The sequence below is a fragment of the Gibbsiella quercinecans genome (genome assembly GCF_002291425.1).
GTDB classification, from domain to species: Bacteria; Pseudomonadota; Gammaproteobacteria; order Enterobacterales; family Enterobacteriaceae; genus Gibbsiella; species Gibbsiella quercinecans.
This window is the reverse complement of sequence record NZ_CP014136.1, coordinates 4,840,137-4,860,803: the sequence shown is the minus strand read 5'-3', so window position 1 is coordinate 4,860,803 and position 20,667 is coordinate 4,840,137. Positions and strand designations below refer to the sequence as shown.

Sequence of the window (20,667 nt, the reverse complement as noted above, 5' to 3'; positions counted from 1 at the left end):
ATTAACTCCTCTCTTTCTCTGCAAGTGCCTGGAGGTAGACCTGTAGCCCTAACTCCGGAGGAAACCTGGCGCAATAGCCAACTTCGGAACTGGCCCGGGAACAATCAAGCGCCCCCTTTCTGGGCAGGGCATTATCCGCCGCATCCAACAACGGCCCTTCCCCCACGGATAGGCGAGCTTCGGGCACAAGCCGGTTGAGTATCTCAACAAGCTCACCAATGGATAATGCGACACCAGAACTGATGTTGTAAATATCAAAATTGAGCTTTTCCGCATCAAGCAGCTTAAGCGTTCCGTCAACAAAATCCTCGATATAAGTATGATCAATCCTGGTATCTTGGCCGTTGGGAAGGTGTAAGGGCCGTTTGAAAAAAGCCGCTTCCACAATATTGCGGGGAATGCGCATGCGCGGTAGCCCGGCGCCGTAGACCCAGGATGTGCGAACATTCACGACATCCAGGCCGTAATTGTGCGAATAGTAGCGCCCCAGTTGTTCAACCGCCAATTTGGATATCGCATAAGGCGTCCCCGGCGAACAGGCGTGATCCTCGGAAATAATGTCTGAATCAAACTCACCATAAATTTCTTCAGAACTGATGTGCAGGCAACGCCCCTTGCCCGCTCGCGCCATAACGTCATAGAGATTATTGGAACCATCAATATTAACTTTGAGGATCTCGGAGATTCTTTCCCCTTTGGGGATCCCGCCGATCACAACGGCCGCACAATGCACAACTTTACTCGGAGAATAGCGGGCAAACACACGCTCAACGGCGCCAAGATCCGTAATATCTATCTCTTCGAAAGGAATATCGCCGGCTTCCGATGAAGTGCGCTGGCGATCTATAGCGACGACTGCATCGCCACGCGCCGTAAGCGCCCTGCAAACTGCTGCACCAAGAAATCCGTTGGCACCCGTTACTAGCACAGTCATGATAATAATCTCACTTAGTAATTAAAAACGATTGGCCGTTAGACGGCCATATTACGGACAGTAAGCTTCAACGCCTCGCATTCATCCTCGCTCACTTGAGCACCACCCTGTGCCGTCCAAACCCTTGGTTATGGCGCTCATGGCCCCGGCGCAATAACCAAAAGAAGCCGGTGCCGTGGAAAAACGTCACGCAGTCGAGTTAGCGGTTCCGGCCGAAAATTTACACTGCAACCATATTTACAACAATAAGAGATGTCAACGTTCAATTTAGCAAAACAATAAAATTTAGAATGATTATTGGGCTAAATACGATATATAAGGTTTTCATATGACGGTCATTGCTAAAATATGGGTTGACTACCTACAATGTCGCATATAGGTTGATTCCGTCGTTTAATTGCATGCGGGCCGTTTAAGTCGTGGGATTTAAAGGCGGGTGGTTAGTGTTCTCCCAAATTCCGCAATGTAATCATTTTTCTGATATTTACTCTTTGAGGAAAAACCATGAGTGAACTTGCTAGCAGCGGTGTTGGAGTCCTTGCCATTTGGCATGATATCGATCCCGAATATGAAGCAGAAGTGATTGAATGGTATAACCGCGAGCATCATTTTGAGCGGGTATCAACCGATGGATTTCGGCGTTCAAGACGCTATGTCGCAGTACAAGGGGCACCCAAATATTTCATTGCGTACGAGACAGAGAGCGCTTCAGTACTCAGCTCGCAAGCATACCTGGAGCGGGCGAATGCGCCGTCGCCCTGGAGCCAACGGTCTATGCCCCATTTCAAAAATAATCATCGCACCGTTTGTAACGTCGTGTGGCGCACGCGCGGTGCCGACGGCGGCTTTGTCGCCACCTTCCGATTAGAACCTTTGGCTTCGTTTGATCAGGCCGCCGAAAATAAGCTGTTTGATTACTTTCAGGAAACGGTTCTTAACGCGGCGGGAATACTGAAGGCGCAGCTTTGGCGGGCCGATGCAGACGCAAGCGCAATTAAGACCGGCGATAAAGCACTGCGTGACCATGAGGATTCACATTCGGCGTTGGCGATTATTCTCAGCGGGATCGATTTACCCAGTCTTCAGGCTGCCGTAGCCGAATATCTGAACACTGAAGTTTGGCGCAACCTGGGTTTAGATGGGGAGCGCGTCGCGGCCGGCTACTATGTTCTACAAGCCGCTCTCGAAAAAGAACATGTAGAGACCTACCGATAGAACGTCCAGCATCGCGAACGTATAACAAGCCCCCTAAATCGCCACCCGGGGCTTCTGTTTGACGTGCCGCCTGATCGGCGCCGGATGCGGTACCACATGCTGTCACAGCTCAGGTGTGAGAACACTTACAACAATGTAGCAAAACAAGGCGTTTCGCCAAATCGGAGGATTACGATGAAATTCATGCACAAATGGTTGTACGCGGTAGCGGTAGTTACAGTCAGTTTGTTTTCGGTTTCGCACGCTAACGCAGAAACCAAAGGGATCCTTCAGCAAGTCATCGATCGCGGGGCGGTACGTATCGCTATCATCGGCGGCGCTGCGCCATGGAGTTCAATAAGCCCCAGTGGCGATCCGCAGGGATATGAGATTGAGATAGCAAAAAGCTTCGCATCGGCGCTGGGCGTCAAACCCGTATTTGTCACCACGAGTATTCCGGGGCGCTCCGCCATGCTTCAAAGCGGCAAAGCGGACATGGTTATCGCTCAATACACAAATACCGCCGAACGGGCCAAAACCATCACCTTTACCAGGCCATATATGACCATCGGCATGCAATTCCTCGTGCTGGCCGATCGGAAAGACATTAATAGCGTCCAGGATCTGGATAAAATGCATGCGAAAATCGCCGCGACGCGTGGCGGCTACACACAGACACTGGTCCCTCGCCTGCTGCCCAATGCTTCTATTCTAAATTTTGACAATATTAAAGATGAAATTCTGGCGGTCGACGCCGGCCAGGCCGATGCGACATCGGAGAATCAGATCTGGAATCGGGATCTGATGACAAAAAATCCGGGGAAATACAAGGTGATCCCCGGTTTGCATTCGCATGAAGAGCTATCAATCGCGGTGCCAAAAGGGGATTTTGACTGGTGGCAACTGGTCAACGACTGGGTAGAACAGTTTAACGCCTCAGGCGATAACAACCGCATGTTTAAACAGGCGTTCGGTTACGACAAGCCAGAATAACAAGATACCCACGTAAATTCCGTCGGAGAAAAAATGCAATATCAATTCGACCTGAGCGCATTAGGGAGCTTTCTTCCCCATCTTCCCTCTGCGATCGCCAATACACTAACGTTGACTGTTGCCGTTTGCGTGGGGATCACCATTTTTGGGGTAATGGGTGCGTTGGCCCGGACGCATTCATCCCAACTGGTGCGCGCTCTGATGGCTTCATATGTAGAAATCATGAGAAACGTCCCTCTGCTGGTGATTCTCTATCTTGTCTATTTTACGCTCGCGCAGGTGGGGCTGCGGATCGGAGGATATTGGTCGGCATTTATCGCCTTAACGCTAAACGGGACGGCATTTACCACGGAAATCTTCAGAGCGGGTTTTGCCACGGTTCCACGCGGGCAATACGAAGCGGCCAATGCCTTGGGGCTAAGCCGCTGGCAGTCTTTTAGCATGGTCATCGCGCCGCAGGCTATTCGCACCGTCTATGCCCCGCTGGGAAACCAATACGTGGCGACCGTGCTGGGGACGTCTTTGGCTTCGGTCATCTCGGTGGGCGAGCTGACTGATTGGATGGGAACCGCCGGCTCGTATTCTTCGCGTTATCTGGAGGCCTTTGTTGTCATCGGCGCACTCTATTTGCTCATTTGCCAAGTAGTGAACGTCATGCGGATCGTTATCGGCCGTGTATTTATTCGTAAAATCCCAGGGAGGTCCGGACAGTGAGCGATAATCTCCTCCAGTATTTAGGTTATTTTTGGCAGGGCGCTAAGGTGACGATTTGGATCAGTTGGCTGGCGTTGCTGCTTGCCTGTGTGATCGGGACGTTGGTGGCCACCGCCAACCTTAGCAAATACCGGGCTCTCAGGATTTTTGCCAAGGTCTACATTGAGTTTTTTCGCTCGATGCCGATCCTGGTGCTTCTCTTCGTTTGTTATTACGGCCTTCCTCTTATCGTCGGTATAGAAGTATCGGCATTTACCGCGGTGACGCTGGGTTTGGGCCTTACGACAAGCGCGGCCGTTGCCGTGGTCGTCCAGGCTGGCATTGCTTCCGTGGATCATGGCCAACGGGAAGCCGGTGTCGCGCTCGGGCTGAGCCCATTTCAGCTCTGGTCAAAAGTTATCTTACCTCAGGCCCTGCGGGTCATTGTGCCCCCTTCTGTCGGTATTTATATTTCAGCCCTGAAAGACTCATCACTCGGCGCTGTTATTGGCTATGTTGAACTGACTAAAACCGGCCTGTTGATTAGAGATGCGACCGGTGACAACGTCAGTATCATCGTTGCGGTAGCCAGCATTTACTTTCTCATCAACTTTTTAATCTCCCGGCTTGGCGCTTTTCTGGAATATCGCATGAGGATCCCAGGCTTTTCACGGAGTTAATTTCAAATCGAATGCTTGTAAGTAGCGATCTGAATATCCGGCAGCGGTTGCTGAGCACCTGCCGGTATTACCGCGGCCACTCGCGCTGTGCCTTTAATGCGGCTTTCCACGCTCGCCAGCAGGAAAGCCGAAACCATAAGCAGCTCCGTCATTCCGAGTTGCGTCGCTGCACTGAAACGCCGTAGGCGCGCCATCAGAAACTGAGCCCCCAAAGTGACGGGTTCAGTTTCAGCGCTGCAGCTTGATGAACCGGTCAATGCATTCCGGCGCAGTCGGTGCCATACCTCTAAATAGCTTCGCACGGATCCTGAAGTGAGCAGAAGAGAGATATAAGCAGATAATGACGACTCAACCTAACCGGCTACCCGCCGCAGCACAGACAAACCCACTGTCTGTAGCCACGACTTTATTGCTCGCCTTTGCCTGTGGCGCCACAACGGCGAATGTCTATTACGCACAATCAATTGTGGGGCCGATTGCTGCGGGCCTGCAACTGCCGGCAAGCCTTGCCGGCCTGATTGTCACCACAACCCAGGTCGGTTATGGCATAGGCCTGTTCTTTCTGGTCTGCGTTGCCGATTTGGTGGAAAACCGCAAGCTCGTCTTGATCGCCGCGACCGGCACCATACTTAGCCTGATCGGCGTAGCTTGCAGCACCAGCGCTCCGGCCCTCCTCATCACATCTTTGGCACTTGGTATCTGCACCGTGGGCAGCCAAATCCTGGTTCCACTTGCCGTGCAACTGTCGCCAGAAGCGCAGCGCGGCCGGGTCATCGGCAACATCATGTGCGGTTTGGTAGCGGGCATTATGTTGTCCCGGCCATTAGCCAGTTTTCTCACGGCCTATTGGGGTTGGCGATCGGTTTTTATCTTCTCGGCCGTGGTGATGTTCTGCACGTTATTACTGTTGGCGAGATCCTTGCCAGAATGGCGGCCACGGCCCAGCCGAGGCTATGCGGCAACGCTGCGATCCATGCTATGCCTGCTGGCAACCTCGCGTCCTTTACAGCGCCGCGCAGCTTACCAGGGAACCATGTTCGCGGTGTTCAACATGTTCTGGACCGCCGCACCGCTGATGCTGCATGTCCGCTTTGATATGGGCCAGGTGGGCATTTCCGCTTTTGCGCTGGCGGGAGCTGCCGGCGCGCTTTCTGCCCCCCTGGCCGGCAAGATAGCCGACCGTGGCGGCTCAAGATTAGGCACCGGGCTGGCTTTACTGTGCGCCGCCCTCGCCATGCTTATTAGTGAATGGGGGGAAGCCGTCGGATCGTTGCTGATTCTGGTCGCTGCGGCGATTATTCTCGATGCCGCTACCCAGGCGAACCAAGTGTTCGGGTTGCGAACCATCCAGAGCCTGGATGCCGAAGCACGCGGACGACTGAACGCAGCATACATGACGGTGATATTTCTTTGCGGTGCGATGGGGTCAGCTTTGGGGTCGATAACCTATTATTACGGCGGTTGGCTGACGACATCCCTGACAGGCGCCGCCTTGGTGTTGTTCATTCTGGGCATATTCACAACCGAAGTGCGCGCGCCACGCAAGCCGTAGGCGCGTTCATTGCGGGCATGAACGCCTGGATGTGCTGATGAGGCATTGTGCAAACGCTCAGCGCTTCAACGGTGAGCATTACAGGAATGGCCTATGTAAAAAGACGATTTGGAATGTCTAGTCACCTTGCTTTACCCCCGTTCTCTTTGCCCCATACAACTTTGTACATTGCATATCCGACTCGCCGGGTACAGCCGCAACGAGTCGGTGCATTCGCCTTGGGCGAACAGATCTTGAGTAATCAATGCCAGATTGTCGTGACAAAATGGTACCTTTTAAAATAAAAATGATTTATCACGTAGCTAAATCACTAAGTTCCTGATGCAATGCAATTCTTCCTAAATTCTGCAATAACGATAGCATCGATCGATTAAGCGAAATAAGCGGTTGAACGATCCGGCAGGTGTATAAAAATAGGCCATATTACTTTTTTGATGATTTTTTATGCTTTCAACCTAGTTTGACGATACACAGACATGGCCTAATCGATTCCACTTCCCTGTTTATCGCTCTATATCTTTAGAAGGGATATCTCAGGTCCTTATTTCTACTAACAAGGCCAGCATTTGTAATACGTAAATTTGCTATTGAACTTATGGTCTGGTTGATTGACTCTATCCATGAACAGTGGGCACTCTATTAAGAGAGTAAAACCGTTAACAAGATGAATCATGGCACAAGTAAAATCAGTGAAGAAACATCCTGTAATCAATAGCCCCGGAATTTCGACCAGCCAGTATAACAAATTTGTCATCTGTTATGAACAAGATAGCCAGAAACTGTCTTTCAATAGTGAAATTAGGCTGCATCTGGATTTTCACCAGAATATTATGTAATTGAGGAACACAGCCTAACATTGAATAAAATTCGTTTTAAACTCCCTCATCCATGTGAAAAATTTAAATATTAATGAAAACTTCTGATAACATCCTCTTTAATATTTCATGATCCTTTTGAACTTGTTCCGCTGAGCTGTGAGACAAAACGACAAAGCCAAGGTCGAAAGTAGAAAATAGATCGGTGGTCGGCAACAAGACATCTCCTTCATGTACATTGAAATATGATTTATAGTGAGATTTAAGGTTGGTAATTAGATCAAGTTTATTAATTTCCTTAGCCTGAGATTTTTCTTTATTTATTAAAAAAACCACTTTGGTATGGTTTTTAAGTTGATAATTTGTTGATATTTTTCTTTGATTGGAAACGAAATCAATTAATCGATGCAATTGACTATCTCCTGTTGCAACCAAGTTGAATATAGGGTGACCGCCACCGTGAGCTCTCGCTCCGACCTCAATTAGCTTCGGACCATCATTGGTCAACATAATTTCTATATGAGCGCAGCCAAATTTCACCCCCAGGGCATTGAGTACCAGGTTAGTATAATTAATAAGAGAAGGTGCAACAGGATCTGTCTCCTCAACCCATTCAATAGTCTCATATATAGACATTTGGTGTTCTGTGTTTACTTTACTATATTTACATATATCACAGACATAATGAATCCCGTCTACAGAAAATGTATCAACAACATATTCAATACCAGAGACAAACTCTTGAACAAGAACTTTATCATTCAGAATTTCAAGTTTATTTATCTTTCCATATATCTTATTAAATTCTTCATCAAGTTTATTCAAGTCAGTTAGTTTTATAACACTATCTGTTCCCGAGCTTTTTGGGGGCTTTAATACTAATGGCATACCAGCGAGATCATTTTCCCTAACCCATTTTCTAATTTCGTTTACAGAGTCAGTACAAATTTGTAATATGTGTGGGATCCGTTCCCTCGCTATACAATCCCCCATGCGCCCTTTATCTCTTCTAGCCAACATCATTGCTTTAGAGTTTGCAAAGTTTGGGGTTAGATGTAGTGATATACTATCGGCTAACTCTACACCAGTTTCACTACCAGGGATTATTGCAATAGGAGAATATTTACGCAGTTTTTCCAATGTTTCATTTAATATTCCACGATGATAGATTATTTTCTCGAAATCTTGTGGTCTGAATGTTATTTCACACGCACTAGGCAGTTCAGCATAGCTAAGCAATGCCAAAGGTTTTATGTTATGCTTTTTGAATTCATCCGCGTACAAGTTTCCTGTTGAAAACGGATCTACAATGACAACGTATCTATTTTTTCTCATGTAAAGCCTCACTATGCGTTTTTAGTAGGTCTTTCTTTATACCCTTCCTCACTAAAGGAATAAGACATAAAAGTGTTCCACAGCCACCAATCCAGAGGGCTGCTTTTAATCCACCAAAATGTATAACGATAGAGTTAATCAAACTACCTACCGATATAGCCCCCCAGATCAGGAATCGATGAACAGAGTTAACCCGCCCCAACATTTTCGCTGGCGATTCCTTCTGCCTAAAAGTAAGTGCCACGGGATTGAATACTCCCTCACCAAAGCCATGAATTACGCATGCTATTATTATCCCTATGACTGAATTATACATACCTGATATAGGAATAAAAACCAATCCACAAACTGATATGGTTGCCCCTAAAACAAGAGTTCTTGCGAACGAAAGTTTATTCACAATCGGAGAAGAAAGTATATTTCCCAAAGGAAACCCGGCAGCAGCAGCACCAACAACCAACCCAATCTGGTAAGATGATAGACCAAGTACGGACTTACAATATAGAACAAGACTAGTATCAATGGTTGTTAGAAAAAGGACGTACATAGCCCCACATAAAAAAATTGGCTCTAGGTACTCATGTCCAAATACAAACCTTATCCCTACAATTATATCATCTAAAACCGCTCGAAAAACACTCACACTAGTGTGACGAAAGGTAGATTTATCCTCTTTATAATCTATGGCTTTTATTAATCCAAGAGTCATCAAAGAAATTAGAAATGACAATGAGTTAGCGGCAACAGCCACAGTAACACCGAATAAAGAAATGAGAGGACCGGCTAAAAAAGGTCCAACAATATTGACCATTGATTCCGAAAAGCAGAGTTTTGCATTTCCTTTTTGTAACGGAGCTTTGTCTTTAAAAATAATGGGTAATACTGACGTATATGAAATTTGAAAAAAAACATTTGCGCAACCAGATAAAAAAACCAACCCCATTAACATGTAAATTTTTATTTTAAAAAATATGGATAAAAAAAATATCGTCAAATATATAATAGTTTGAACACCATCACAGAACATCATAATTCGGCGTATATTTATGCGGTCAACGATCGCTCCTACAGGTAAGCCAATTATCAGGAAAGGGAGATACATCATGAAAGGAAGAAGAACTGCTTGAGAGGGACTGGCCTCAGCAAACTGCAATGCTAGTAATGGCATGCCGACTACAACGAACTGACTGCCAAGGAGGCTGAGAGTTTGTCCTGCCCATAGTAGATTAAAGTTGTACCAGCCCCGGTCTGGGGCTGTTTTTTTATTAAATAAGCTCATTGGACACTTTATCTGTATGTAGTAGGGAACGATTCGTATCGTCGGTATCTGGGTAGACTCCTTTAAACACAATTCCATTTTCAGTCGAAAAACAATGCAGATGGTATAGGCTGTTTTCTTTAACCTCTACAGGGTGCTCAAATAACTGAACGGCTTGCATCCAATGAGAACGGTTGTTCTCTGGAGAATTACTCAATTCAATGTTCTCAGCCAAAGACAAGTTAAACCAAAAAAGAACACCATGAACCTGAGTTGATGCTGTGGCCCTTTTCTGGATAAAACAATTTTTATCAAAAGATATGTTGCTTTGAAAATCCACAATCATTATTTCAGAAACATTGCTGACAATCTTGTGGTTCCAAGTATTTAACCTTACTGGAAAATAACCAGGAGTTTGAAATTCATTAAAAGAGCTCAGGTCGAATCCTAAGATGTTATCCGGAACACAATTCAACGCGGCAATATCTTCACTATTAATTAGGCAACAGTTGAGTCTTACTGCGCTAGGTATTAGCAGAGCGTTTTCGTGTAAAAGCTCACGGAGAGCATGCGTAAGAGAAACTGCAAAACCTTCTCCAAAAAAACCACAGTCTACAGTTTCAGAAATAAGCACATCAGCTCTATCAGGCAGGTCAAAACCTAATATTAAATCAGTGGAAAGTTTATTTATTACAGTTATTTTATCCTTATATCCATTAATAGATATTATCTCTTCCGCTTTTTTAGCGACATATGGATTAACTTCACATGTATAAACATGTTTCGCTCCATTCTGGACGGCTAGCATTGATAGAAAGCCGGTCCCAGTTCCAATATCGAGAACTAGCTTATCTCTCATATCAGAAGATTCCATAGCAAGTTTTAGCTTTTCATTTCTTTCATTATCATTCAGCATGGCGAAATGCCAACGTGGGATACTACTTAATACACGAAATTCGGATTCACAGACTTTGCAGTCTTTCATCAGCATAACCCCCTCCATTCAGACTCGATAACGTTATAACCGCTTCAAAGTCTTTGACTGTAACAGTTAGACTATCCCCGTTTTTTATTAAAGGTAAGTTCAACTTATTCAACGTACACTTTAATGTTCTTTTCCCATGCCATGGGCAAACAATCGAACGACCGACAAATGTGCCGTGGCTAAGCGGTCCTCCTCTATGTTTACATGTGAAATCTGTAAAGATCACGTTGTTATCATCATTTTCTACCATTATGAATAGATGCTTTGTTTTCAAAATAAATGGGAGTTGGCACTTTTCAAATCTTATAGTTTGCATACTTTGTATAGTCCCCAATTGAAAGGATCCTGTACTTACAGTAATCAGAAAGAACCAGTGCTCCATGTAACCTATTCTTCCGAATTACAACGCAGTCACCGGGGAGAAGATCAGTATAGCAATCAGGGCCATGACAAAAACGTAGCATTCCTTCATCAACGATACAAAACTCATCTCCATCATGAACATGTGGAACTGACAATTCATTCAATGGTTCATTTAGGTATGCTACAGGTATTTTTTTTATATCGTCTAGAACTGATCTTTTAATGTCTTTTGCTAACTGGACATATTTTTCTTTGTTCTCCATCCAACGAATTTGATCGCAGAGTTCTTTTTCCATCACTTTTTGTAAGAAGCCACAAACTTCAATCCCTTTTACAAAGTGCACATATACATCATTGCCAAATCGCTTAGCTAATGGATTCAATATTTCATGTAGCGTCATCCGTCCATGAAATCCATCTATATGATCGTGTTCCTCATAGTAGCGAACATCAATGTCTTTAATCGTCTCTTTCAGCATGTTTCCTATCATCCTACAATAAGGACCGAATGAATTTTCTGCCCAGGTGATAGCACCTACATACTCGAAAAATTTAGATATATCATTGGTAATATAATGAAAGTAATTATTATTCATTAATGTAGAATTGAGGTAAAAATTCCAATATGCATGAGAATTATCATACATTCCTGCTGACGATAAAGTTTTTTTGAATAGAGTACTGTGTTTTTCTTCATGTCTTCCATAACCAAACTCATCGAGTAATACCCTAAATAAAGCTGACTGCTCTGCACCAAAATCGCCTTTTGCGTAGCGAATCATGTGAGATGATTCGGGTAGGAAGTCCAGAGCATGTTGCATTAATAAAAATTTGGCCACCAATTCTCTTGAAGATGATTTTTCTATCAAAACTAGACTTTCAGGCTTTTCAGAAAGAGTGCTTATCTTGTTATTGAAATATTCTTCAAAGGTCTCTCTATTCCAATCACCTGTAACATAGACTTCTTTGTCAATGTATCCAAATATTTTTTCTTCCAGTACAGGAATTATTTTATTTTTTAGCTTGATTATCGAACTGTTATAGTTCTCTGATAATTCTCTTGTAACGTTGTTCGACGTCTGAGGAAGAAAAAGAAAATCCATCTCATACATAGCTGTTAGAATTCTATTCATTGTAAATGTTGAGTAATTGCTTATGTTTTCGTTCTGAACATCATCGAATACGATATGTTTAAATGATTGTGGTCTGACTGGACGCTTCCAAACGTCATCTGGTTCATACCAAGATGTTGAATCTCGGAACTTATTAAAAGCAGACATTTCTTGCAACAGTATGTTTAGTTCTTTTTCTGTCATTCGGTTCATATTTTCACTAGCCATAGTCGTACTACCTCAGTTCATTTAGCCCTGTCGTAGTAAGACTATCTCGTTTCAATGAGTATCGAAAATACGCTACATTGCTATTTGAAAAATACAACAAATTATATATAAATCATATAATTATACTTAATTTCCTTTCTTTCCTATGATTCTGTGTTGCTCTTTTTCTCTGTTTATCAATACTTTTTTCCTATCAAGCCCCCATCTATAACCGCCAAGAGATCCATCATTTCGTACAACTCGATGGCAGGGCACTGCTACTGCTAACTTATTTGCCCCACATGCATTTGCTACGGCCCTATATGACTTTGGCATACCTATTTTCTGTGCTATGTAGGAATATGTAACTGTTTCACCGGCAGGGATTTCCCTCAATGCTTTCCAAACTTTTTGTTGAAATGCTGTTCCCCTGATATCGAGTGGAAGTTCTGTATCGTTTCCGGGATGTTCAATAAGTCCGACAACTTTTGCTACAATAAGGTCAAATTCCGCATCGCCTCCAATTAGCTCAGCATGGCTAAATGCATCTTGTAGTTCTTTGATTAGTACTTCTGGATCATTATTTATTGAAATTCGGCAAAGACCCTTTGCACTTTTGGCTACAAGAAAAGAACGTAACGAACATTTCCCAATGGAGAAGTAAATGACTTCGTTTTTACCTCCCGATTTAAATTTTTTTGGGGTCATGCCTAGAAGTTGATTTGACTTTTCATAAAATCTACTATTGGAACTGAATCCACTATCATAAACTGCAGCGGTGATTGAGTCATGGGTACTGATATTTTGTTGGACTTGATTTCTATTTTTGGTTTGCAAGTACTCTTTCGGTGTAACTCCTGTCTGTTCTTTAAATACTCGGTGAAAATGATAAGCACTCATCCCGACAGTGTCCGCTAATTCATCTAGCTTTATCTTGCCGTCGCTATTATCCATTATCTCACAAGCTTTTTTTATAATCTTACAATGCCTATTTTTTGTGTTTTTTTGTATATCTCCACAACGTTTAGACTTCCTATAACCAGCCAAAATTGCATCATTTTCATTATCAAAGAAAACGATATTTTCTGGTTTTGGTAAACGAGATGGATTATGTGGGTCAAAATAAATTTTGCTTGCAATTACCCCGTAGACAAATTTTGCTTTTTCTGGAACCTCTTTATTTTTGAGCCATTTCCATCGTTTATCTTTTAGTATCTTCATGCTCCAGTCCATTTCAAAACATCCTTTCATTCTCATTAAAACGGATACATTTTCAAAAATAAAAAATCAAAACCATGCCACTTATCGCTATTTTATCTTTCCCAAAAAAGCAACTGACACATCCATAACTATATGAAATAATTTATTTTTTTACAACATTAATAATTTCCAAAAATGGTCAAAAAATATGTACAGGTATGTTTATCATCATATTAGAACCAGATGAACAGAGACTAAGAAGGGATACAGGCCACTGCTACTGGTAATACAGGGTTGAATAACACGCCACATTCACCGTCGCCGAAAAACCCCATAGTGAATTAAATACACTGTTCCAGTTTTCATTAGTAAAAGTTGGAGTAATGAATAATAATCCCCTTGCCAATTTAAAAATAGAGAAGAAAGCTTACATACACGTTTGAAATGACAGTTCTCTCAACAAGAATAATTTGACCAAAAATCAGGATTGTATGGTAGACAAGCTAATGCCGATATGGCACCAGCCGCCACGCAGTACTCACGGTTCTCGTTGGCATTAATGCACAGCCGCACCAAAAAGTGTCAACGGTTACACGAAGTCAGTGACTGGCAGAGGCGATTTGCTAGAATGGTCGCCACTTAAAACAGCAGATATGTATCATCATGAATTCACCCTTGGCCAAAGTATTACTCATCAGCTTATCAAGCCTGGTTCTGACGGGTTGCCAACAGTCTGCGCCAACGGCGCCAAAGCCGGTCAGCAGTCTGTCGCCGGTGCCGGAAAGCGCCCAAATGAACCAGTTAGCGTCGTTGATCGCGGCGAGCCGCTATCTGAGGCAACAGTGCAATCGCGGCGATCTGCCCGATGACGCCACCATTAACCAGACGGCATTAACGTTGGCTAAGCAGAAAGGATGGAATATCAATAATAACCAGGCGCTGGCCCAGATGAGCCATACGCTGTATCAGGGGCTGCTGGAAGACACTACGCCGAAAGAGACGCAGTGCATGACGTTTAACCGTTCGCTGGTGCCGTTTATCGACGCCATGCGTTCACAACAAAACGGTTAATCAAGAGGGAGTTGGCCGGGTTGTTCCTGCTCTTCGCTATCAATTTTTCCCCCCGGCCAGTCTTGCAACGCGTCAAGGATAAAGGGTTCTCCATTGACGCTGAACACCGTGACATCCTGCTGAATCTGCTCAATGATTACCCCTTCCACCGGACTGTCCCCTTCACGATAGCGCTTCCCGTTCAGGGTGATGCTGCGCTTACTGTCGTCGGTGGTATAAACATGCGCGCTGTAGTTCAGCATCGGCAGCTCGCCATCGCGCATCCGCGCGGCGGGCGCCGCCGCAGGTTCGCCGACGACAGGCGTGGGTTTTAGCCGCGTGTTTTCCGCAACGGGCACGTTAACGCGCTGCACGAGCGCCGGTTGCGGCGACGGCGTCAAAGGCGCAATCCCCCAGCGTTGGCCGCTAAACCACCCCAGTGTCACCAGTAATAACGCATAAGCCGCCAATAAATAACCGGGCATACGATAGCCCGTTGAATTTTCCCGCGCCGATTCGGCCACATTCCCCTCTCAGTCTCTATTTTTTTGCCGCCGTCTTCTGATGCTTCTATCGGATAAAGCGTAAGCCTTCAGTTATCCAGGTTATCCCAGCCGGCTGTTGCGCGGCTGCGGCAGCTACCGTCATTTGAGTATGAGAGGTCTATAGCACAGAAAAATGACAATTATGTCATTCAATTGTCGGTTCGCAGAGGCGTTAACGGTCGAGTGCAATTTATCGTATGGGGAGGTAAAGCGTTTTCATCATTGTGTAATAACCGACTGATAGTTTCCTCGCGCAACTTAATTATTACACTAATCAATTATTCGAGAATTATACCATGGGATACAACAACACTCCGCCTAAGCTGCATAAACGATTGCTCACGCTGGCACTCGCCGGCGCAATGACCCTGCTGGCCGCCTGTGATAACAACAGCAGTAACAGCGGCCCCACCGACAACGCGGTCGAAACGGCAAAACCGCCGGTGGGGCTGGGCCAGGTTGAAACCGCCCCCGTCCAGAATGAATCCACCGTTCTTCCCTTTGTCGATTATGCCTATACCAACCAGCGCGGCGACGCACGTTATGCGACCCAAGAAACCAACGCCGGCGTGCGGGTGCTGGCCGGCTTTTTGAAGGTATGGGAACCCAGCAGTCTGCTGGTCGACGCTGACGTATCCGCCGAAGCGCGCGACGGCTTCCCGGCCGTCGTGAAATCCAGCTGGACAGGAATACCGGGCGATGCAACCGATGGCCGGGTATTGGATACGGTGGTACATGATGAAAACATTGATTTCTCCATGCGCACCACAACCTCACGCACGGACGAACAGGAGCTGGCCGCTTATCTGGACGATCGGCGCGGCAAAGGTTATAGCGTCACGGATGGTTTAGGGCCGCTGACCGAGGCATGGCGCACCGCCGCACGCCAGTTCACTACCATCACCGACATTCCCGCTGATGCCGACACCGTAAAATATGACGATGAAGGCAACAACACCGGCGTCAGCGGTGACGCCAACCCGGAATTCGGTAAAGCGATTACTTTCGTTCAAAATATGGGAACGAATGCTTCGACCGAACCCGCCAAACGCTTTTACAAATATGCCCGCCCCTGGCGATGGAGCGATCAGGTGGTGATCGCCCCATCGCTGGTTCCGGCCACCAGCAGCACGCCTAATAACGACGGCGGCTTCCCCAGCGGACACACGGCGGAAAGCGTGCGTAACGCCATCGCCATCGCCTACCTGGTGCCGGAGCGATTCCAGGAAATGGTGGCGCGCGGCGTGGAGTTGGGTGAAAACCGCATTATCGCCGGGATGCATTCGCCGATGGACGTCATCGGCGGGCGCATTTTAGGCCAGGCGTCGGCCTTGGGTAACATTTACGCGCAGGATGAAGCTACGCGCCAGGCAGCCTACGATCAGGCGCACCAAACGCTGATGAGTGCGGTCAACGCGCAGGAGCCGGCGGACTTCCTCAATTTCGCGCACTCCGCGTCAACCACCGACGATCGTTTTGCCGACCATCAAGCCAATAAGGAAAAATACCGCGCGCGCCTGACCTTCGGTTTCCAACAAACGGGGGACACCACGCGCGAAGCCGTGGTGCCGAAAGGTGCCGAAGTGCTGCTGGAAACGCGCTTGCCTTACCTGGATGCCGAACAACGCCGCGTGGTCCTGAAGACCACCGCGTTGCCGTCCGGCTATCCGGTGCTGGACGATGCGGAAGGCTTCGGTCGCTTGAACCTGTTTGACGCGGCCGACGGCTATGGCGCGTTCAACGGCGACGTAATCGTAAACATGGATGGCAACCTCGGCGGCTTTAACGCGCAGGATAGCTGGCGCAACGACATCAGCGGCGCCGGGAAACTGACCAAAAAAGGCAGTGGAACACTGATCCTGGCCGGCAATAACAGCTACACCGGCGGTACGATCCTGGAAGAAGGCACGCTACAGGCCGATGCGGATAACGCATTTGGCACTGGCGATGTTTACGTTGAAGCGGGCCGTCTGGCGGGCCATGCCGACAAGACGGTAAACCTTGCCGGCCGCTACACACAGTTGGCGGAGGCGACGCTGGCGCTCTCGCTGGGCCAGGATGGCGCCGGGCGGATAAATTCGACCAGTACGGTGGATATCGTCGGCGGCGGTCTCGAAATCAGTTTCCGCGACGGCTATCAACCGCAGGCGGGCGACGTGCTTGAAGTCATCAAAAGCGCCAGCTTCAGCGGCAAGTTCAGTAACATCACGGTCGACGGTTTTCAGGCCACGCCGGAATACTCAGCGACCGGGCTAAAACTCAAACTGGAGTAAAGATCGTTGAGCACAACGGCGCTGAATGACTCGGCGCCGTTGTACCCGTTGAACAATAAACACACCTCATCCCGTCATCCCCGTTACCTGCAGCAGCAGGCAAACCGCGCCGCCCAACGCCAGCCAGGGGCCGAAGGCCAGCGGCTGCGTGACGGACCGCCCCGTTATGCCGCGCTGTATCAACGTCGCCAACACGCCGCCGCCCGCGGCAATCAGCAGCAGATGCGGCAATGCCTGCCAGCCCAACCATGCGCCCAGCGCAGCCAGCAGTTTCAGGTCGCCGTAGCCCAGGCCATCCATACCGCGCAGCAGCTTAAAGCCCCACAGCAAGCACCAGAGAAGCAGGTAACCGGCCATCGCGCCGGCCACCGCCTGCGCCAGAGGTACAAAGGTATCGCACAGGTTGAAGCCAAGCCCCAGCCACAGCAGCGGCAAAGTGAGCACATCTGGCAGAAGCCACGTGCGGGCATCAATCGCCGCCAGCGCCAGCAACCACGGCAGCAACAGCAAAGCGCCGGCCAGTTCCCACCCCACGGGTATCAGCCAACCGGCCAGTAAAAACAGCAGCATACCGGCCAGCTCAACCAAGGGATAACGCCAGGGAATGCGCCATCCGCAGCAACGGGCGCGGCCGCTCAGCAACAACCAACTGAGCAGCGGAATATTATCTTTGGCCGCAATCGGCCGCCGGCATCCGGGACAGGAGGAAGGCGGCAGCAATAAATCGTAGCGCGGCGCCGCTTCGTCCAGAGAGAGAGACAGTTGCCGCCGCGCGTCGTCACGCCAGCGGCGCTCCAACATTTGCGGCAGCCGATAGATAACCACATTCAGGAAACTGCCCACAATGAGCCCCAGCAACGCCAACGATACCAGCCAGCCTACGGGATAGGCCTCACTCAACGTCGTTAACCGATCCACGTCATGCTCCTCTGAAAATCATGGGGCGCCATCCTTGCACAGCCGCAAAACGCGGGCAATTTCGGCCTGATGGCCGCCGTCAATGCTGCGCAACGCCGCGCAATTTTGCTTAAAAGGCGGGCGTTAACCGCCCTTCATACTGAAACTCTATTTCTCCGCGCGCGTTAACATTACGCTGGGCGGCCAACAGCTGTTTTAAGCCCGTCGGCAACTCATCCCCGCGCATTAACCGGCCGGCGAAACGGTACTGCCCCGAAGGCATCAACGCCCCCTGCCCCGACAGTTGCAGGTGCGCGGATTTCTGCCGCACTTGCGCATCAATATTTCCCTGGCGGCAACTTAGCGTCGCCAGCGGATTGGCCAACTCAACGCCGCCCAGCGGGCTTATCAACACCGCATCGCGCCAGCTCAGCGTTGCCGTCAGCGCATCGCAGCGCCGCTGCGCAAAGGTAGCGCGCTGAACCTGGAGCTGCAGCCTGCCGGTCGCGCGCAGGGGAACCGAAAGGGGCAGATGGCTCAACGCATAATCCGCCGGCGCCGACAGTTGCCATTGTTCAAACTGCAGGCGGCGCCAGCCGCGAACGTTACCCTGCCCGCTGATGCCTTCGGGGTTTTGCAGCCGCAGATGCAACACCGGCGTCAGCGCGGACAGACCGAGACGCCAGGAGATATTCCCCACGGCGTGCGTTCGCCAGCGCACCTGCTGCAGTTCGCCATGCCACAGCGTGCCCGCCGCCTGCGCGGCGGAGATGCCCGCGGGCAGCCGGCTTATCAATACGCCGGCCGGTAGCTGAACAATCAGAAACAGCAGGTAAAGCAGCATAAACACGGCGGCCACCCGTACGTTAGCCCGCATCGGTGCGCTCCAGCAGCAGCTTGCCGACCGTCACCCTGCCCGTTTCGGCAGGCACGGCGCTGACCTCCAGGATCTGCGTTTTCACCGCTTCGCCTTCCAGCTCGCTCAACCAGTGTATCAACGCATTGAAATCGCTCGGTGTCAGCGTCACCGTCACTTGCCGCCCCTGCGGTTGCAGGCGAATGATATTCAACCCGTGACGGCTGGCGCTACGCGCCACCTGGGCGGAAAGCCCAGGTTGTGATTCCCCCTGCGCCGCGGGGGCCCCGGCAGCCTGTTTAATACGCGGCGCCTGCTGCCGTAGCCAGATCGCCGTCTGCCGTTCGCGTTCGGCAATCAACCGCCATTGGCCCTCGCGTTGCTGCCATGGCTGCCAGATCAGGTAATAGCCAAGCCATAACGCGATCGACAGGGCGCAAATCGTCAGCAGCACGCGTTCACGCGCGCTAATCGACAACCAGCGGCGGCGTAGTGCATTCATTGCTTGATCCTCAACACCAGGCGGCCTTCAACACCGCCACTGTTTTGCCTCATTTCACCGGGCGTTACTTGGTAGGCCGCGGCAGCCTGCCGCTGAAGCTGCTCCAGCTCTTGGTAGCCGGCGGCGCGTAAATCCAGACGCCATTCGCCGCGCGAGCCGTCATAGGCCAGCATTTGCAACGCCACGCCGGCGTTGCGCGACATCAACCGCTGTAATTGCGCCAACTGCTGCGCCAACGGCGAGGCGTGACCATCATCCGTCAGGCGCTGAAGATGCTGCTGCATTTGTACGCGTGGATTCACCACGTTGTTCTCTGCCGGAAAGAGTTGCCGATAAATGCGCACGCTTTCCTGACGCCAGTAATTCGCCTGCTGATAATGCTGATAGTGCGTCCAGGCGGCGTCTGTCGCCAGCAGCCCCAGATAGCACACCGATGCCAGCGCGATGCGCCGCCAGGTTGCCCGCCCCTGACGCCACGGAGTTGGTGCGGCGAATTCGCCCTGGCGTAGATCTACCGCAGGTAGATTGCCGCCCATCGCCGCCAGCGTCAGCACATCGGCGACCGGCTGCTGCCGCCACTCTAGGCCATAGTCCGGCGGATCGCCGTAGCAGCATACCGGCGGCAGCGGCGCACAGGCGTTCAACAGCGCCGGCAGCCATGACGTTTCCGCGGCCATGCCGCGGCAGCGCGACTGACGAAATAGCCAGACATCCTGCTCCCGCAGCGCGCTCCATCCCTCGTCATGCAACGGTAGCGCCAAAACGTCCGGCACCAGACGCGCAACGCCGATCCCCAGTTCGGCGCACTGCGCCATCCACTGGCGCATCAGTGCTTTCGCCGCCACCGCCACCGCGGCTTGCTCACCACGCCATTCCAGTACGGCGAAGTGCAACTGTTCAATATCCGCGGCGAGCTGATCCTCCAACATAAAAGGAATCACCTGCTCCTGCTGACGCCGTGCCCGGCGTGATAAACTCACCTGATGGAACGCGATGCCGGTAGCGGGCACCAGCACCTGCGCCGGGTTCACCGCGGCATAAGGCGCCAGCGCCGCACGCACGGACGCAAGCGAACCTTGCCCCCGGGCCACGGCCCGCGCCGTGGCATCCGACCACAGCAACCAGCCGATCTCGCCTTGTTCATCGTGCGCCAGGCGCACAACCAGGCGCAGCTTCCCATCCGCCTTGTTCTGTTTAATCACGGCTCCTCCGCCCTGTCCCAG

20 protein-coding genes and 1 pseudogene are annotated in these 20,667 nt (G+C 49.3%); 8 read left to right on the top strand and 13 right to left on the bottom strand.

The window, feature by feature from the left end; all coding sequences use genetic code 11:
• Position 1 precedes the first annotated feature (1 nt).
• On the bottom strand, positions 2–934 hold the full coding sequence (locus ACN28Q_RS22075) for an NAD-dependent epimerase/dehydratase family protein (RefSeq protein WP_095848304.1): 933 nt from the start codon (positions 932–934) through the stop codon (positions 2–4).
• A 504-nt stretch (positions 935–1,438) separates the two neighbouring features.
• On the opposite strand from ACN28Q_RS22075, the gene ACN28Q_RS22070 reads away from it, so the two are divergent.
• The 4 genes from ACN28Q_RS22070 (at position 1,439) to ACN28Q_RS22055 (ending at position 4,494) form a co-directional block, all read left to right on the top strand.
• Positions 1,439–2,149: a DUF4286 family protein gene (locus ACN28Q_RS22070; RefSeq protein WP_131928971.1), complete on the top strand. Its 711-nt coding sequence runs from the start codon at positions 1,439–1,441 to the stop codon at positions 2,147–2,149.
• Between the two features lie 174 nt (positions 2,150–2,323).
• Positions 2,324–3,121 (top strand): substrate-binding periplasmic protein, encoded by a 798-nt coding sequence (locus ACN28Q_RS22065; RefSeq protein WP_165907056.1) that lies wholly within the window; start codon positions 2,324–2,326, stop codon positions 3,119–3,121.
• Positions 3,122–3,154: 33 nt separating this feature from the next.
• Positions 3,155–3,835 (top strand): amino acid ABC transporter permease, encoded by a 681-nt coding sequence (locus ACN28Q_RS22060; RefSeq protein ID WP_095848300.1) that lies wholly within the window; start codon positions 3,155–3,157, stop codon positions 3,833–3,835.
• Positions 3,832–4,494 carry an amino acid ABC transporter permease gene (locus tag ACN28Q_RS22055; protein ID WP_095848299.1) on the top strand — a complete coding sequence of 221 codons (663 nt, stop codon included), beginning with the start codon at positions 3,832–3,834 and terminating at the stop codon, positions 4,492–4,494. Before ACN28Q_RS22060 ends, ACN28Q_RS22055 begins: the two co-directional genes overlap by 4 nt.
• 2 nt (positions 4,495–4,496) lie before the next feature.
• On the opposite strand, the gene ACN28Q_RS22050 is transcribed toward ACN28Q_RS22055, so the two are convergent.
• The gene (locus tag ACN28Q_RS22050) at positions 4,497–4,646 is read right to left on the bottom strand and encodes a hypothetical protein (RefSeq protein ID WP_183102169.1); all 150 of its coding nucleotides are present in this window, start codon (positions 4,644–4,646) and stop codon (positions 4,497–4,499) included.
• Between the two features lie 188 nt (positions 4,647–4,834).
• On the opposite strand from ACN28Q_RS22050, the gene ACN28Q_RS22045 reads away from it, so the two are divergent.
• Together ACN28Q_RS22045 and ACN28Q_RS22040 are read left to right on the top strand one after the other, a co-directional pair.
• Positions 4,835–6,046, top strand: coding sequence for an MFS transporter (locus ACN28Q_RS22045; protein WP_095848298.1), 1,212 nt, complete (start codon positions 4,835–4,837; stop codon positions 6,044–6,046).
• Positions 6,047–6,508: 462 nt separating this feature from the next.
• Positions 6,509–6,656, top strand: a pseudogene (locus ACN28Q_RS22040) (IS4 family transposase); the annotation flags it as partial.
• A gap of 289 nt (positions 6,657–6,945) precedes the next feature.
• Here ACN28Q_RS22040 and ACN28Q_RS22035 read toward each other — a convergent pair.
• The 6 genes from ACN28Q_RS22035 to ada all read right to left on the bottom strand — a co-directional run bounded on the left by ACN28Q_RS22035 (position 6,946) and on the right by ada (position 13,342).
• Positions 6,946–8,196, bottom strand: coding sequence for an ATP-grasp domain-containing protein (locus ACN28Q_RS22035; RefSeq protein WP_095848297.1), 1,251 nt, complete (start codon positions 8,194–8,196; stop codon positions 6,946–6,948).
• Positions 8,183–9,475, bottom strand: a complete 1,293-nt coding sequence (locus tag ACN28Q_RS22030; RefSeq protein WP_095848296.1) for an MFS transporter — start codon at positions 9,473–9,475, stop codon at positions 8,183–8,185. Before ACN28Q_RS22030 ends, ACN28Q_RS22035 begins: the two co-directional genes overlap by 14 nt.
• Positions 9,462–10,445, bottom strand: a complete 984-nt coding sequence (locus ACN28Q_RS22025) for a class I SAM-dependent methyltransferase (protein ID WP_165907055.1) — start codon at positions 10,443–10,445, stop codon at positions 9,462–9,464. Before ACN28Q_RS22025 ends, ACN28Q_RS22030 begins: the two co-directional genes overlap by 14 nt.
• Positions 10,417–10,689, bottom strand: coding sequence for a Rieske (2Fe-2S) protein (locus ACN28Q_RS22020; RefSeq protein ID WP_095849155.1), 273 nt, complete (start codon positions 10,687–10,689; stop codon positions 10,417–10,419). Before ACN28Q_RS22020 ends, ACN28Q_RS22025 begins: the two co-directional genes overlap by 29 nt.
• Positions 10,690–10,735: 46 nt before the next feature.
• Positions 10,736–12,142, bottom strand: a complete 1,407-nt coding sequence (locus ACN28Q_RS22015; protein WP_230469561.1) for an iron-containing redox enzyme family protein — start codon at positions 12,140–12,142, stop codon at positions 10,736–10,738.
• A 126-nt stretch (positions 12,143–12,268) separates the two neighbouring features.
• Entirely contained in the window at positions 12,269–13,342 is a 1,074-nt protein-coding gene (gene ada, locus ACN28Q_RS22010) for a bifunctional DNA-binding transcriptional regulator/O6-methylguanine-DNA methyltransferase Ada (RefSeq protein ID WP_230474292.1), read from the bottom strand.
• A 642-nt stretch (positions 13,343–13,984) separates the two neighbouring features.
• Here ada and gspS point away from each other — a divergent pair.
• Positions 13,985–14,392, top strand: coding sequence for a type II secretion system pilot lipoprotein GspS (gene gspS, locus ACN28Q_RS22005; RefSeq protein ID WP_095848293.1), 408 nt, complete (start codon positions 13,985–13,987; stop codon positions 14,390–14,392).
• Here the strand turns inward: gspS and gspB are convergent.
• A complete protein-coding gene (gspB, locus tag ACN28Q_RS22000) occupies positions 14,389–14,856 on the bottom strand; it encodes a type II secretion system assembly factor GspB (protein WP_095849153.1) in 468 nt (155 codons plus the stop codon). The genes gspS and gspB overlap by 4 nt on opposite strands.
• 356 nt (positions 14,857–15,212) lie before the next feature.
• Here gspB and ACN28Q_RS21995 point away from each other — a divergent pair, with 356 nt between their 5' ends.
• Positions 15,213–17,189: an acid phosphatase gene (locus ACN28Q_RS21995; RefSeq protein ID WP_269467117.1), complete on the top strand. Its 1,977-nt coding sequence runs from the start codon at positions 15,213–15,215 to the stop codon at positions 17,187–17,189.
• Positions 17,190–17,255: 66 nt separating this feature from the next.
• On the opposite strand, the gene ACN28Q_RS21990 is transcribed toward ACN28Q_RS21995, so the two are convergent.
• The 4 genes from ACN28Q_RS21990 to gspL form a co-directional block, all read right to left on the bottom strand.
• Entirely contained in the window at positions 17,256–18,107 is an 852-nt protein-coding gene (locus tag ACN28Q_RS21990) for a prepilin peptidase (RefSeq protein ID WP_095848291.1), read from the bottom strand.
• A gap of 109 nt (positions 18,108–18,216) precedes the next feature.
• Positions 18,217–18,963, bottom strand: coding sequence for a type II secretion system protein N (locus ACN28Q_RS21985; protein WP_095848290.1), 747 nt, complete (start codon positions 18,961–18,963; stop codon positions 18,217–18,219).
• Positions 18,953–19,444, bottom strand: a complete 492-nt coding sequence (gene gspM, locus ACN28Q_RS21980; protein WP_095848289.1) for a type II secretion system protein M — start codon at positions 19,442–19,444, stop codon at positions 18,953–18,955. The genes ACN28Q_RS21985 and gspM overlap by 11 nt, the downstream gene beginning before the upstream one ends.
• Positions 19,441–20,646 carry a type II secretion system protein GspL gene (gene gspL, locus ACN28Q_RS21975; protein WP_230469560.1) on the bottom strand — a complete coding sequence of 402 codons (1,206 nt, stop codon included), beginning with the start codon at positions 20,644–20,646 and terminating at the stop codon, positions 19,441–19,443. Before gspL ends, gspM begins: the two co-directional genes overlap by 4 nt.
• Positions 20,647–20,667 lie beyond the last annotated feature (21 nt).